This window comes from Rothia nasimurium (genome assembly GCF_928381705.1).
Classification (GTDB): Bacteria; Actinomycetota; Actinomycetes; order Actinomycetales; family Micrococcaceae; genus Rothia; species Rothia nasimurium_G.
The window spans coordinates 1-14012 of record NZ_CAKMSR010000013.1; the positions used below are offsets into that span (position 1 = coordinate 1).

Annotated in this window: 10 protein-coding genes and 1 pseudogene; 7 read left to right on the top strand and 4 right to left on the bottom strand. The window is 60.4% G+C overall.

Annotated elements, in window-relative coordinates:
* Positions 1 to 121: 121 nt before the first annotated feature.
* The 3 genes and pseudogenes from L6762_RS10285 to L6762_RS10295 all read right to left on the bottom strand — a co-directional run.
* Positions 122 to 307, bottom strand: a pseudogene (locus L6762_RS10285) (aldo/keto reductase); the annotation flags it as partial.
* A 53-nt stretch (positions 308 to 360) separates the two neighbouring features.
* Positions 361 to 1239, bottom strand: coding sequence for an aldo/keto reductase (locus tag L6762_RS10290; protein ID WP_237187148.1), 879 nt, complete (start codon positions 1237 to 1239; stop codon positions 361 to 363).
* A 112-nt stretch (positions 1240 to 1351) separates the two neighbouring features.
* Positions 1352 to 3718: a Tex family protein gene (locus L6762_RS10295; RefSeq protein WP_237187149.1), complete on the bottom strand. Its 2367-nt coding sequence runs from the start codon at positions 3716 to 3718 to the stop codon at positions 1352 to 1354.
* Between the two features lie 262 nt (positions 3719 to 3980).
* Here L6762_RS10295 and L6762_RS10300 point away from each other — a divergent pair, with 262 nt between their 5' ends.
* Both L6762_RS10300 and L6762_RS10305 read left to right on the top strand, forming a co-directional pair.
* Complete coding sequence (locus L6762_RS10300) at positions 3981 to 5432, top strand: hypothetical protein (protein ID WP_237187150.1); 1452 nt, start codon at positions 3981 to 3983, stop codon at positions 5430 to 5432.
* Positions 5433 to 5466: 34 nt separating this feature from the next.
* Positions 5467 to 6309, top strand: a complete 843-nt coding sequence (locus L6762_RS10305) for an HNH endonuclease family protein (RefSeq protein ID WP_237187151.1) — start codon at positions 5467 to 5469, stop codon at positions 6307 to 6309.
* Here L6762_RS10305 and L6762_RS10310 read toward each other — a convergent pair.
* Positions 6306 to 7739 (bottom strand): amino acid permease, encoded by a 1434-nt coding sequence (locus L6762_RS10310; protein ID WP_237187152.1) that lies wholly within the window; start codon positions 7737 to 7739, stop codon positions 6306 to 6308. The genes L6762_RS10305 and L6762_RS10310 overlap by 4 nt on opposite strands.
* A gap of 288 nt (positions 7740 to 8027) precedes the next feature.
* On the opposite strand from L6762_RS10310, the gene L6762_RS10315 reads away from it, so the two are divergent.
* The 5 genes from L6762_RS10315 to trmB all read left to right on the top strand — a co-directional run bounded on the left by L6762_RS10315 (position 8028) and on the right by trmB (position 13943).
* On the top strand, positions 8028 to 8432 hold the full coding sequence (locus tag L6762_RS10315) for a hypothetical protein (protein ID WP_237187153.1): 405 nt from the start codon (positions 8028 to 8030) through the stop codon (positions 8430 to 8432).
* Positions 8433 to 8586: 154 nt separating this feature from the next.
* Positions 8587 to 10278: an alanine/glycine:cation symporter family protein gene (locus L6762_RS10320; RefSeq protein ID WP_237187154.1), complete on the top strand. Its 1692-nt coding sequence runs from the start codon at positions 8587 to 8589 to the stop codon at positions 10276 to 10278.
* Between the two features lie 434 nt (positions 10279 to 10712).
* Positions 10713 to 12317 (top strand): GMC oxidoreductase, encoded by a 1605-nt coding sequence (locus tag L6762_RS10325; protein WP_237187155.1) that lies wholly within the window; start codon positions 10713 to 10715, stop codon positions 12315 to 12317.
* Positions 12318 to 12334: 17 nt separating this feature from the next.
* The gene (locus L6762_RS10330; protein ID WP_237187156.1) at positions 12335 to 12961 is read left to right on the top strand and encodes a hypothetical protein; all 627 of its coding nucleotides are present in this window, start codon (positions 12335 to 12337) and stop codon (positions 12959 to 12961) included.
* Positions 12962 to 13121: 160 nt separating this feature from the next.
* Positions 13122 to 13943, top strand: coding sequence for a tRNA (guanosine(46)-N7)-methyltransferase TrmB (gene trmB, locus L6762_RS10335; protein ID WP_237187157.1), 822 nt, complete (start codon positions 13122 to 13124; stop codon positions 13941 to 13943).
* Positions 13944 to 14012: the final 69 nt, after the last annotated feature.

Genomic DNA, 14012 nt, shown 5'->3' on the forward strand with positions numbered 1-14012 from the left:
GCCACACCGAGGATTTCCCGTCGGGGGCTAGATATATGCTTCCGGAGCATATACTTTCCGGAAACCTACAGGTCAATCCGTGAAAATCCGCGATTCCGGACACACTTTTTGACCCTTAACCCGCAATTGCCTTGCCGGTGCCTTCTTCATTGCCGTAGATTTTGGCGGTGTCGATGTGGCGGTAACCGGCGTCAAGGGCCAGGCCGACGACCTTTTCGGCGGTGTCGTTTTCAACCTGCCAGACGCCGTAGCCCAGCTGGGGGATGCTGTTGCCGTCGTTGAAGGTGAGAAGGGGCGACTCAGTCATGGTTTTTCCTTTCGAGTATGCACGGTCACACCCCACTCTAGTCCGCTCTTCTGTTAGCCCCTAGCCTGTTCGGTAGGGGTGAACGTGCGCCGGTCGCTGTATTCGGGGGCGCCCAGGTCGCCTTCGGCGGGGTCGCCGCCGAGGCGGTGGTTACGGTGCAGGGCTTCGATAGCCGCTATTTCGTCAGGGGTTAGTTCCATTCCCTGCATCGCCAGGTTGGAGGCCATGCGGGAGGGTGTTTCGGTCTTGGGGATAACCACGTTACCTATAGTCAGGTGCCAGGCCAGCACCAGTTCGGCTACCCCGATACCGCGTTCGCCTGCGAGCTCTTGCAGGGCGGGGTCGGTCAGCACCAAGCCGTTGCCGAGAGGGCTCCAGGCTTCGGTGAGGACGCCGCGGGCTGAGTTTTCTGCCCGCATGCTGGTTTGGGTGAGGTAGGGGTGCAGTTCAATCTGGTTGACAGCCGGGGTGACGCCGGTGTCGCCGATGATCTGGTCAAGCTGGGTGTCGGTGAAGTTAGAGACGCCGATGGAGCGTACCAGCCCGCGCTCGCGCAGCTCGACCAGGGCTTCCCAGGAGGCCCGGTAGCGATCAAGACTGGGCTGGGCCCAGTGGATGAGGTAGAGGTCGAGGTAGTCCAGACCCAGAAGTTCCAGGGAGCGTTCGGCCGCTTCGATAGCGGTGTCGTAGCCCTGGTCGGTATTCCAGAGCTTGGTGGTCACGAAGAGCTCGGCGCGGGGTAAGCCAGATTCGGCCACGGCCTGCCCCACTCCCGCTTCATTCTTGTAGATGGTGGCGGTATCGATGTGACGGTACCCGGTGTCGAGGGCGGTTGCTACTGCTGCTGCGGTGGCAGCCGGTGCGATACGGCAGGTACCAAAGCCTAGCTGGGGAATGCTGCAGCCATCGTTCATGGTCAGGGACAGGTTCATGGTGAGGTCCTTTGCTGTGGAGAATGCAGGGGCGGGGTGCAGTGGCAGCCAGCTGGCTCGGGGCTGGCGTTCAGGGTGCTGGTTGCAGCCGCACCCCTGCCTGCCGTTTTGACTAGCGGCGCCGACGTCCGCTCGTCTTGCGAGCCTTAGGTTCTGGCTCTTCGAGAAGTAGGGAGAGGGAGATACGTTTGCGGGCGGGGTCGGCCTCAACCACACGGACCTGCACAATGTCGCCGGATTTGACGATGGTGTGGGGGTCGGAGACGAACTCGCGGCTCATCTGCGAGACGTGTACCAGGCCGTCCTGGTGCACACCGATGTCGACGAAGGCGCCGAAGGCCGCGACGTTGGAGACGGTTCCTTCAAGAATCATGCCGGGGGTAAGATCTGCGATCGTTTCGATGCCTTCTTCGAAGCGGGCGGTGCGGAATGTGGGGCGGGGGTCGCGGCCGGGGGCAGAAAGTTCGGTGATGATGTCGGTGATGGTGGGGATGCCGACGGTGGCTGTGGTGAAGTCACGCGGGTTGAGGGCAGCGAGGGCGTCTGCGCTGACTTTGCCCTGGGTGAAGCCGCCGGCTGCGGCCACAATCTTGCGGGCAAGGTCGTAGGATTCGGGGTGCACACCCGAAGCATCCAGGGGTTCACTGCCGTCGGTGATGCGGACGAAGCCGGCTGCCTGTTCGAAGGCCTTGGGGCCGAGGCGGGGCACCTTGAGCAGGTCGGTGCGGCGGGTGAAGGGGCCGTGCTCGGTGCGGTAGGCAACGATATTTTCGGCGATGGTCTTGTTGAAGCCCGCCACCCGGGCAAGAAGAGCCGGGGAGGCTGAGTTGACGAGTACACCCACAGCGTTGACGGAGTCTTCGACCACGCCGTCGAGGGCGCGGGTGAGGGCAGCCGGTGAAACATCGTGCTGGTACTGGCCGACGCCGATGGATTGGGGTTCGATTTTGACCAGTTCGGCCAGGGGGTCTTGCAGGCGGCGGGCGATAGAGACCGCACCGCGCAGGGAGACGTCCATGCCGGGGAGTTCGCGGCTGGCCAGTTCTGAGGCTGAGTAGACGGAGGCTCCCGCTTCGGAGACCACCACTTTTTCAAGACCCCGGTAGCCGTTAGCAGTGCACTGTTTGATGAGGTCACTGGCAAGTTTATCGGTTTCGCGGCTGGCGGTTCCGTTGCCGATAGCAACCAGTTCTACACCGTGGGTGCGCACCAGCTGGGTGAGGGTGTCGAGGGAGGCCTGCCACTGGTTTCGGGGGGCGTGGGGGTAGATGACGTCGGTGGCCAGCACCTGGCCGGTCTGCCCGATGACAGCAACCTTGACGCCGGTGCGTAGCCCGGGGTCGAGCCCGAGGGTGGTGCGGGAACCAGCGGGTGCTGCCAGCAGTACATCGCGCAGGTTCGAGGCGAAGACGGCGATGGCGTCCTTTTCCGCCTGTTCAAAGAGGGAGGTTCGGGCTTCTGCGGCGAGGCGGGGCAGCAGACGCTGGCGCCAGGCCGTCCGCACGGTCTTGGCCAGCCAGCCAACCACCATGGTTTCGTCGGAGACCATGTTGAGCACCTGGGCCCCGATCCCCAGGGCCTCAGCCACGGTGCGTTCGTACCAGCTACGCTCCCGGTCGTATTCTTCGGCCAAAATTTCGGCAGCTTCGCGGGCGGCCCCTCTGAGGGCGGACTTGGCCGGGGGCAGCACGTCCACATCGAAACTGACCTTAACGGCGCCTTCTTTTTCGGCACGGAGCAGGGCCAGCACCCGGTGGGAGGGGATGCGACGGATTTCTTCGTTGAACTCGAAGTAGTCGCTGAACTTGGCCCCGGCGTCCTGCTGGCCGGGAATCAGGCGGGAAGTGATGACGCCGCGGCGTACGAAGCGCTGACGGAGGGTTTCAGCCAGGGCAGGGTCGGTCATTGCCTGCTCAATCAGGATGGCTCGGGCCCCGTCTAGGGCGTTGTCGACCGAGGCCACGGTCGCCTCAACGGTACCGGGTTCGGCATCCGCCAGTTCAGGTTCGACGTAGGCGTCAGCGATATCGGCGGTGGGGGCGAAGGGAACTTCAAGCAGGTCTTCGACCAGGGACTCCAGCCCGGCCTCGCGGGCAAGGAAGGCCAGGGTCTTGCGCTTGGTTTTGTGGGGGGTGTAGAGCGCTTCGAGCTCGTTTTTAGTCGGGGCGGACGCCAGCGCTGCGGCCAGCTCGTCGGTGAGCAGGGCGCGTTCGTGGAGGGTCTGCATAATAGCTGCCCGGCGCTCTTCGAGTTCCCGCAGGTAGCGCAGGCGTTCAGCAAGAGTGCGTAGCTGGGCATCGCCCAGCCCGCCTGTGGCTTCCTTGCGGTAGCGGGCGATGAAGGGCACGGTGGCCCCGTCATCGAGCAGGGCTACGGCTGAGCGCACCTGGTCGGCCCGGGCACCGAGTTCTACAGCGATACGTTCCTCAATAGGAGGAAGAGGGGTGTGGGAGTCTGCTAGCGCACCTGCATGTGTCATAGTTTCTAGTTTCTCATACCGGTTTGCTACCGGAATCAGCAGGGCAGATTAGCCAGGGGCGCAACCCAGCCGCCCAAGGCCCCCAAGCCGGGTGCGGGCGTCCGTTCATCTGCGTGTAATAGTTGCGCTTGCAGTGGTCAGAGAGGGGTAGCACCCCCTAAAGTGGTTCTACAGGGTATTCTGGGGGCCGGTCTAGGTAGGCCTAGCCCCAAGCTTTTCACCCCAAACACAATCTTGTATGACCTTGCTTTGGAGAACCACCGTGCCAGATGCAACCGACCTTACCTACAACGATTTCTGCGAACGCTACGATTCCCTGCTGGGCGGGCTCGCACGCATGGGCTGGACCTCCTCTGAAGCTGTACACCGCGCGTCCGTTCTCTACCCCGACATCGACCGCGACCTGCTGGACCAGGCAGTTCACTCCGGCCGCTGGCTCTTTAGCGGTAGCCAGGGGCAAACCCACTCGAACGTGCTCATGGCCTCGGCTATCTGGTATGCGGTAGCTGTCAGTTATGGTCTTGAGCCCGACTACGAGTACGCTGCGGTGGGCCTTGACCCCACCATCATCCAGGATCTTCCGCGCATGCTTGAGTCCTTTGCGGTGCCCGCTGAGGCAATTGCCGGAATTGTCGGGCGTATCGGTGCGGCCCTCAAATACATGGCAGAGCTCCCCTATACCCTGCTTGAGGAGCAGGCCTACGATGACTTCCTCGCCAACCTGCCGCAGGAAATTGCCCATATCTCTCGCGGGGATTTCTCGTGGCCCCCGTCCCGGGCACTGATTGAAGACCGCCTGGGGGACCGTTCCTGGTCGAAGGCCCTGCTGAAGGTGGGAGTCTGCCCGCCGGACGCTGAAGATCAGGGCATTAAACTTGCGGCCAACAGCCTGAGCGAGCGCACCTTCCGTAATACCCTGGGCGAGTTCTTGAACTACTGTATTCGCTACGACCGTAAGCCTTCGGTGTTGCTCTACGGCAGCTGGGCCGAGGACCCAGCCCGGAGCGGACGCGTGCCCCGCCTGGGCGCGGTTCGAGCCAAGTACGGTTCCTGGCACCTGGCCCTGCAGGCTGGCCGTCAGATGCTTAACGATGCCCTGGCTATGGGGGGCTCACCTGCCCTACCCGCCAGATCTGTCGCCCAGCCCCCCGTGGACCCCACTGAGCCTCTCAATATCGAAGATATCCAAGCCCAGGGCATCGGCGTGGTGCGGCCCAAGCCCCTGACCGACAGTGAGCGCTCGGCCCGCGCCTGGCAGGGGCTGATGTCGGTGATGGAGCAGCGCCTGGAAGAGCTGCCCTGGAGCCTCTCTTTGCGCATGTACTACATCTCACCCGAGGTAGTGGCCACCGGGGACTACACCAACTATGTCAGTATTCTGCGCTCCCCTGCCGGATACTTCTGTGAGCTGACATCGCCTGAAGAGTTTGGCCTGATTGAGGTAGAGCTCGATACGGATTTTCTGGAGGGGGCAGGCTGGCGGATGCCCACAGCGGGCGGACGCTGGACCCGCAACTTCCTGTCGGTCAAGGACGCCGCGCACGGCATTATTGAGGCTATGCGCGAGGGCATGGGCTGTGACCACTCTGATTACTTCCAGTCGGACGACCCCACCGGTAGCCCCGCAGCCAATGTTGCTCACCCCAGCACCGGGTCTATCCCCATGGTGCCGGTGACCGGCAGCGGCTATGTGGTGATTGAGGACTTTGATTAGAACACCCAGCTTACGGGGCTAGAATAGGTGGCCTATGAGCACCTCCCGCAAGCGCCGTTCCGCGCCCCGTCTTTCCTCGCCCAGTGACCGCCAGATTCGTGCGGGCGTCCGTTTTGTAGCGGATTTGCCCCGGGGTCTGCGGCGGGCGTTAGCCCTCCTGCTGGTTGCGGTGTTGCTGGTGGGCGGTGTGCTCTGGCTGCGGTCACACCAGTGGAATGTGCGATCTGCCCTCGATAGCCTGCTCAATCCTGCGGGTACCGCTGTGAGTACCGGTTTTGCGGGTTCGGGGGTGCAGACCTATTCCACCGCCAGTGAGGTGTTAGATGGCCTCACAGTGGCAGAGGCCTACGCAGAAACACGCTACAAACGGGACGCCTATGGGGAGCCCTGGGCGGATATTGACAAAAACGGCTGCGACCAGCGCAACGATATTCTGACCCGCGACCTCACCCACCTTGAGATTGGGACTAACTGCTATGTGCTCTCGGGGAGCCTGCTAGACCCCTATACCGCTGAAAGCATTGACTTTACCCGTGGCCCCAAGACCAGCGAGGCTGTACCCATTGACCATGTAGTGGCCCTCTCTAATGCCTGGGTTTCTGGAGCCTGGAAGTGGAGCGCAGACCAGCGCGTACTACTAGCGAATGACCCGCTCAACCTGCAGGCGGCGGGGCAGGCCGCGAATACTGAGAAGTCCGATAAGAGCGCGGACGCCTGGCTCCCCCAGCCAGGCTACCGCTGCGAGTATGTGGCACGGCAGGTATCGGTCAAAGCTGCCTACCAGCTCACTGTCACCAGCGCTGAAAAGCGGGCTATGCAGGGCGTCCTCGCGACGTGCCCTGACCAGCCCGCTTACAGGTCCAGCTTCGCTGGCTAGTTGTTCTTAGCCTTCTCTTCAGCGCGGGCGGTGAGGGTCTGGCCGCGGTTCTTGCGGTAGACCAGCCACCAGCCTGCGCCCAGCAGGGCGTACCAGACCGGCATGGCAATCAGGGCCTGGCGGGTGTCTTCGTACATAAAGAGCAGCACGATGACGCCCGCGAAGAAGGCCAGGACGGCGTAGCAGGTAAAGACTCCACCGGGCAGCTTGTAGACGGATGCCTCGTGTAGTTGCGGGCGGGTCTTGCGGTACTTGAGGTAGGCAATCATAATCAGCGACCAGGTAACAACGGTCAGAACCGAAGCTACGGTGGTCACCAGGGTGAAGGCCGCGATGAGGGAGTCACCCGAGTAGAGCAGAATTAGGCCCGAGAAGAGCAGCACGGTGGTCAGGAAGAGACCGTTGCGGGGCACGCCATTCTTAGAGAGCTTGCCAAAGATGGCGGGGGCGCTACCGCTTTGGGCCAGGCCGTAAATCATGCGGGAGGTTGAGAAGATACCCGAGTTAGCGGACGAGGTCGCACTGGTAAGCACCACGAAGTTCACCAGGTGGGCGGCAAAGCCCAGACCCGCCAGGGTGAACATTTCAACGAAGGGGCTCTGGCTGGGGTCGATGTTGCGCCAGGGGGTGACCATGAGAATCACGGCCAGGGTCAGCACGTAGAAGATGATGATACGCACCGGTACCGCGTTAATGGCGCGGGGCAGGGTCTTGGTGGGGTCTTTGGTTTCAGCTGCGGTAGTACCAATCAGTTCAGCGCCCAGGAAAGCAAAGATGCCAATCTGGAAGGCGGCAAAGAAGCCGCTTGCGCCCATGGGGAAGAAGCCGCCGTCATTCCACAGGTTTGCAACGGAGGCCTTGTCACCGTTGGGTGAGGTAAAGCCAGCAACCACCATCACCAGGCCCACGATGATGAGCAGGACGATAGCCACAATCTTAATCAGCGCAAACCAGAACTCGATTTCACCGAAGTTCTTCACGCTGGGTAGGTTCAGGGCCAGCAGCAGACCGATGAGGCAGAGGGCTGGGATCCAGGCGGGGAGGTCGGGCCACCAGAAATGAACGTAGCTGGTGATGGCGATGATATCGGCAACACCGATGACGACCCAGGTAAACCAGTAGGACCAGCCCATCAGGAAGCCAGCGCTGGGGCCCAACAGGTCGGTGATGAAATCGTTGAAGGTCTTGTAGTTGAGGTTTGACAGCAGCAGCTCACCCATGGCGCGGAGCACCAGGAAGATCACAGCACCGATGATGGCGTAGACCAGCAGCAGTGACGGGCCTGCGAGTGAGATAGTCTTGCCCGAGCCCATAAAGAGGCCGGTACCGATAGCGCCACCAATGGCGATGAGCTGGATATGACGGTTCGAAAGACCGCGCTGCAGGCCTTCTGCCGCCTGCGGTTCAGGTGTGTGCTCGGCTGTAGCCATGAGCGCCCCCTTAGAAGAGTCAAAGACCTGCCAGGAGCGAACACACTCCCCTGCTACTGCGGTGAGTGCAGGGGGTAGATGCCTTTCCAGACCGGTATTTTGTTATAGTTCAGGTCAAGTGTAGTCCTTCTACCGGGGGTATTTTTTCACACAGGCTTCTAGCGGGCGTCCGCTTCGTTGCCTCTTCTCGCTGTTCAAGCCACCACCGCCGCGCTAGAATGTTTACACGGAAACAAAATTTTCTCGGGTTGCCGCGCGACACCGAGGCCCCTATCGATAGGATTTCTCATGCCCAAGCTTTCAAACGCCGCCCTCCGCCTGACCACCGGTGCCCTGATTCTCAATTCAGGCATCGGCAAGCTCTCCATGGACGAGGCTACCTACGGCCACCTCAAGGGCATGGCTTCAGCCGGCGTGCCCCAGGTAGCCAAGCTCTCCGACAAGCAGTTCGGCAAGGCACTTGCCATCAGCGAGACCGCCCTGGGTGCAACCCTACTCACTCCCTTCATCTCCCCCAAGCTGGCAGGCCTGGGCCTAACTGCCTTCTCCAGTGGCCTACTGAGCATGTACTTCGGCATTGATTCCATGACCGAAAAGGACGGCATTCGCCCCACCCAGGAGGGCACCGCCATGGCGAAGGACGTCGTCCTGCTCGGCGCAGGCCTGGCCCTACTCTTCTCCAGCAAGAAGTAGTAGCAACCCCAGACCTCTTCTGCCCAACCGCCTTTACCCCTACGGGGTGAAGGCGGTTTTTCTATCCTTAATAAACCGACAGGAAGCAGGCTAATTATCAGCCTTATGATAAATTAACGAGAGTTAGACCACAGAGAAAGAAGGGACTAGAAGAGTGGGCACCCTGCAAGAAGCACTCGACACAGCCAGCAGCTTCATCTGGGGCCCCTTCCTCCTCCTACCCCTGCTGATTGGCACCGGCATCTTCCTCACCGTCCGCCTGGGTCTTATCCAGCTCAGACTCTTCACCAAGGCCATGAGCCTGCAATTCGGGCGCCGCTCCCGACAAGAAGGAGCCAAAGGCGAAATATCCTCCTTCCAGGCCATGAGCACAGCGCTAGGTGCCACCGTAGGCACCGGCAACATCGTTGGCGTAGCCCTCTCCCTCAGCATCGGTGGCCCCGGAGCTCTCTTCTGGATGTGGGTCACCGCCATCTTTGGCATGGCTTCAAAGTACGCCGAATGCTTCCTCGGCGTCCGCTTCCGCCACCGAGACAAGATGGGTGAGCTCACCGGCGGGCCCCAGGCCTACCTGCAACGAGGCATCCCCAACCGCTTCGGAAAATTCCTCGCCACCATGTTTGCCATCTGCTGCGTCTTCGCCTGCTTCGGCATCGGAAACATGACCCAAGCAAACGCCATCTCAGCTAACCTAGAGCACTCCTTCAACATTCCGCCCTACCTCACCGCGGGCGTCCTTACCCTAGGAACTGCAGCAGCCCTGCTCGGCGGCATCAAAACCGTCTCAAAGGTCACAGCCCTTTGCGTACCCCTCATGATTCTGCTCTACCTGGGATTTGGAACCTATATCGTGGCCATCAACGCCCACATGCTCCCAGAGGCCTTTGCCATGATTATGCGAGGCGCCTTTACCGGCGAGGGCGCCCTCGGTGGAGCCGTCGGCGCCGGAATGATCTTTGCCCTGCAGGTCGGCGCCCAGCGCTCACTATTCTCCAACGAGTCGGGTATGGGAACAGCAGCTATCCCCGCAGCGGTAGCAACCACGTCCCACCCCGTCCGCCAGGGGCTAGCCTCCATGACTCAAACCTTTGTCGACACCATCGTGGTGATCTCAATGACAGGGTTCATCCTGCTCACAACGGGCGCCTGGCGGGGCGATGACCCGGCCACATCAACATCCATTGCTTTTGCCACCGGCCTGCCCGGTGATTGGGGCGGCTACGTCGTCACCTTCTGCCTGGCACTCCTGGGCTACTCCACCGTGCTCGGCTGGTCCTACTACGGCGAACGCGCCCTAGAGTCACTCGGTGGTGGCGCCAAGGCTATCGTTAGCTATCGCATGATTTTTGCCCTGGTCTGTGGGCTTGGCGCCATCGCCCCGCTCACTCTGGTTTTCACCTTCTCAGATATCATGAACGGCCTGATGGCCATTCCCAACCTCATCGGCCTACTACTACTCTCTGGTCTTGTAGCCCGCGAAACCAAGAAGTACCTCACCCACGACCCCAACTTTGAAGCAACGGTCGATAACATCGACAGCTTCATGTACGGCCATCTCGGCGGCCTGGATGCCCAAATCGACCACGAGGTTGACCTCTCCCAGAAGAACCCGGTTCTAGAGCACCCCGATACCACCAGCCTCAAAGTAATTACCGAAAAAATGATTGCCGACGAGGCAGCCCAGAGCTCCCAGCCCCAGGTCTACGACGTCACCCTCGAAGAGGTCAACACAGGAAGTATCCCCCTACAGACAGGCTCCTTACCCATCATCCAGCAGGCAAAGCCTACCTTCGGCTCCCCCACCGACCCACGCGCTATCGACGACTCGACCGAGAGCACAAAATAGTTTTTCGTATCTATCACACATATTTAGCCCATAAAGTAGTACAGTTGGTTTTTAAAAAATGCATCGGGCAAATTCCACGCTGAACATAGCTTTTTTAAATTTTCCTTGATTCATCAAGTGTTATTCCGTTCCAGACCGGAACAAACGGGCCCGTCTCACCCTAAATACAGCACTCCACAGAGACAAACCAACCGCACCCCCAGAAGCACAATCCGGTTTTTCAGCACAGTAGAGCCCACAAGGCACCACCCACCCCACAGACTGCGACATAAGCGCACCCAAAATACCGCTAAAGTGGGGACAGAACTTTTCGCATTCTGAACATATCCCGCAGGATACTCACGAAATAGCCCACAAAGCTCTCGCGGTCTCCCCCAAGGCTTACGAGCACCACTCACTCGGTTTCGCACCTGTATATAGAAGAGGACACACCCATGTCATTTACCCCAAACCGTCGCTCAGCCCTGAAGCTGACCGCAGCTGCATCCGCCGCGTCCGCTCTGACCGCAGCAACCACCACTAACGCCCACGCCAACGGCCAGAAGCGTATCGCTATCATCGGCTCCGGCTACGGCGGCGCTGTAGCCGCCCGCGCCCTGACCGAAAAGGGCTACACCGTCGACATGATCGAGATGGGTGCAGACTGGGAAAAGATGGCAGCCAAGTCAAACGGCTACAAGTTTGACCAGATGACCTCCCCCACCGAACGCTCCATGTGGTTTGAAGACCGAACCGACATGCCTCTCTCAAGCATCGCAGGCATGGACTTCGTCAACCGCTCCATCGGCCGTGCAGCCGGCGTACTCGGCGTTGAGCGCTTCGCTAACATGAAGGTCTACGTGGGCAAGGGCGTCGGCGGTGGCTCCCTCGCCAACGGTGGTATGGCCGTTACCCCCATCCGGTCCTACTTCCAGCAGGTCCTCCCCCAGCTCGACGCTGCGGAAATGTACGCAACCTACTTCCCCCGTGCCAACTCAAACCTTGGTGTCAACGTACCACCCTCCGACATCGTAGGTACCTCCAAGTGGTACCAGTTCTCACGCGTATCAGCCTCCCAGGCAGCTAAGGCCGGCTTTAAGCACCAGTTCGTCCCCAACGTGTACGACTGGGACTACATGCGCCAGGAAAACTTTGCCCGCGTAGCTAAGTCCGCGCTCGGCGGCCAGGTTATCTTCGGTAACGACTACGGCAAGAAGTCCCTGCCCAAGACCATCCTCGCCACTGCTTTCGCAACCGGCAAGGTCAACCTGACCGCCATGACCGAGGTAACCTCCATTACCCAGCAGGCCGATGGCACCTTCTCCCTGGACCTGAAGACCATCGACTTCAAGGGCAACCTGGTCAGCAACACCAAGAAGGTCTACGACCGCGTTATCATGGCTGCCGGTTCCGTGGGCACCAACCGTCTGCTCCTGCAGGCCAAGAACTTCGGTACCATCAAGAACCTGCCCGCGACCCTTGGTACCAACTGGGGCCCCAACGGCAATATCATGGTTGCCCGTAATATGAACGCTGCGACCGGCGGCTACCAGTCTGGCATCCCTGCCATGGGCGTCTCCAACTGGGATAACTCCACCAACTCGGTCTTTGCCGAACTGGCTCCCTTCCCCGCAGGTATCGATATGCGTATCGGCCTCTACCTGGCCATCACCCACAATCCAAACAAGGGTAAGTTCACCTGGAACCAGTCCACCGGCTCCATGGAGCTAGACTGGGACTCCGTCAAGGCAGCCCCCGGCGTTGCAGCAGCTAGGGCCTTCATGGATAAGATGAACGCCGCTAACTCAGGAACCAGCTACAACAAGGGTCTCTTCAAGGACGGCAAGACCTTCGCTGACTACTTCACCTACCATCCCCTCGGCGGTGCCGTCATCGGTGAAACCACCGACCTCAACGGTGAAGTTAAGGGTGTTCCCGGTCTCTTTGTTATGGACGGCTCCCTCATCCCTGGCAAAATTGGTGTTAACCCCTTCGTAACCATTACTGCTATCGCAGAACGAAACATGGACCGTCTGCTTGCAGCAGGCCGTTTCGCCTAAACAAGAAAGCACACACAATGACTGCGCACACTCCCAAACGCCGCACCGTACTGAAGGCTGGTGCCTGGGCGGCCCCCACCGTCCTAGCCACCACCGCTGTTCCCGCCTACGCAGCGAGCTTCGAAGCCAGCAACCTCACCGACATGGCTATCGAACTTACTGACCCCAGCATGGACTGGTCAACCTTCACCCCTGTCTACGACACCCCCATCTACCGTGGCCCCACCACAACCTCTAGCGTTGCTGGCCGTGCCTCCTTCCCCAAGAGCATGATCATCACCAACGTTGGTAGCGTTCCTGCAGTTGCCCCCAGCGGCACCCTGCTGACCGACATGCAGGATGTTGTTTCCGACGGTACCGGCTCAAACCTGGCAGGCACCTACGTCAACTCCACAGACCCACTGGTCACCTTTACCTTCGCTGGGCGGGAACGCTGGGGTACTCCCACCTTCACCTGGTCCTACGCAGGCACCCTACAGCCCAATGAATCTGTCGAGATTCCCCTGCGCTATTACGTGAATTTCCCTTTCTGGAACGTCCAGTACGAGCTTTTCGTAGCAGTTACTGTCATCGATGAGATGGACGGCGATTCAGACGATAACTTTGAGCACATGGGCGTCACCCAGGGCCGTGTTATCTACTAAGTAGAACCGTCAGGGACCCTCCACCGGGGCAGGCTGTTTTCAGCCTGCCCCGGTGTCTATCTGTGACGATATACTTGGGGAAGTCTTTCTTTCCCCTACCGGCGGCACTTTGCGTTTCCGTGCGCGCCGGTTTATCTGTTTCAACCTCGCAAGGAGAGTTATGGAAACCAACAAGCAGAAGCAGGATCTGGCGGCTAAGGCCGAGCGCGCAGCGGCAGGTGAAGACCTGACCGCCCCCGTCCCTGAGCAGTTCCACCGCCAACCCTACTCGTTCGTCCGCCGCGGCGACCGCCTGACCGCCCGCCGCCAGAAGGCCTGGGATACCTACGCCCCTACCCATGTGCTTGACCTACCCCGCAAGATCGGCGACACCTCTGTAGCTGAGGGCGCGGTTTTTGACCAGCAGGCCCTGTACGGACGCACCGACGCCCCTCTCGTTGTTGAAATCGGCTCAGGTCTGGGCGAGGCTATCGTCAACCGTGCCACCCAGGTACCCGAGGCCAACTTCCTGGCTGTTGAGGTCTACACCCCCGGCATCGCTGACCTACTGCTCAAGATGGGCCAGGCCGGGGTTGAGAATGTGCGTGTGGCCCAGGCTAATGCGCCCGAGCTGCTCGATAACCTACTCGAAGAGTCTTCGGTTGATGAACTCTGGGTCTTCTTCCCCGACCCCTGGCACAAGGCCCGCCACCACAAGCGTCGTCTGGTCTCCCCTGCCTTTGCAGATAAGGTAGCCCGGGTTCTTAAGCCCGGTGGTATCTGGCGTCTGGCCACCGACTGGGAAGAATATGCCCTGGTCATGCGTGAGGTACTTGATGCCCACCCCGACTTCACTAACGCCCACGCCTGTGAAAACACCACCGATGAAGACCCTGTTGGCGGCTGGGCCCCTCGTTGGGACGGACGCGTGGTTACCAGTTTCGAACGCAAGGCCGGTGAAGCGGGCCGCAGGGCTCACGACCTGACCTACATTCGTCGGTAAAAATCCGTTAGCTGTGTAAAACAGGCGGGTACCTGAACACACCATAGGTGTGCGGGTACCCGCCTCTTT

Bases quoted from the DNA above. Each gene is read 5' to 3' on its own strand.
- L6762_RS10290 (WP_237187148.1), bottom strand. From the start codon at position 1,239: ATGAACCTGTCCCTGACCATGAACGATGGCTGCAGCATTCCCCAGCTA.
- L6762_RS10295 (WP_237187149.1), bottom strand. From the start codon at position 3,718: ATGACACATGCAGGTGCGCTAGCAGACTCCCACACCCCTCTTCCTCCT.
- L6762_RS10305 (WP_237187151.1), top strand. From the start codon at position 5,467: ATGAGCACCTCCCGCAAGCGCCGTTCCGCGCCCCGTCTTTCCTCGCCC.
- L6762_RS10310 (WP_237187152.1), bottom strand. From the start codon at position 7,739: ATGGCTACAGCCGAGCACACACCTGAACCGCAGGCGGCAGAAGGCCTG.
- L6762_RS10315 (WP_237187153.1), top strand. From the start codon at position 8,028: ATGCCCAAGCTTTCAAACGCCGCCCTCCGCCTGACCACCGGTGCCCTG.
- L6762_RS10325 (WP_237187155.1), top strand. From the start codon at position 10,713: ATGTCATTTACCCCAAACCGTCGCTCAGCCCTGAAGCTGACCGCAGCT.
- L6762_RS10330 (WP_237187156.1), top strand. From the start codon at position 12,335: ATGACTGCGCACACTCCCAAACGCCGCACCGTACTGAAGGCTGGTGCC.
- trmB (WP_237187157.1), top strand. From the start codon at position 13,122: ATGGAAACCAACAAGCAGAAGCAGGATCTGGCGGCTAAGGCCGAGCGC.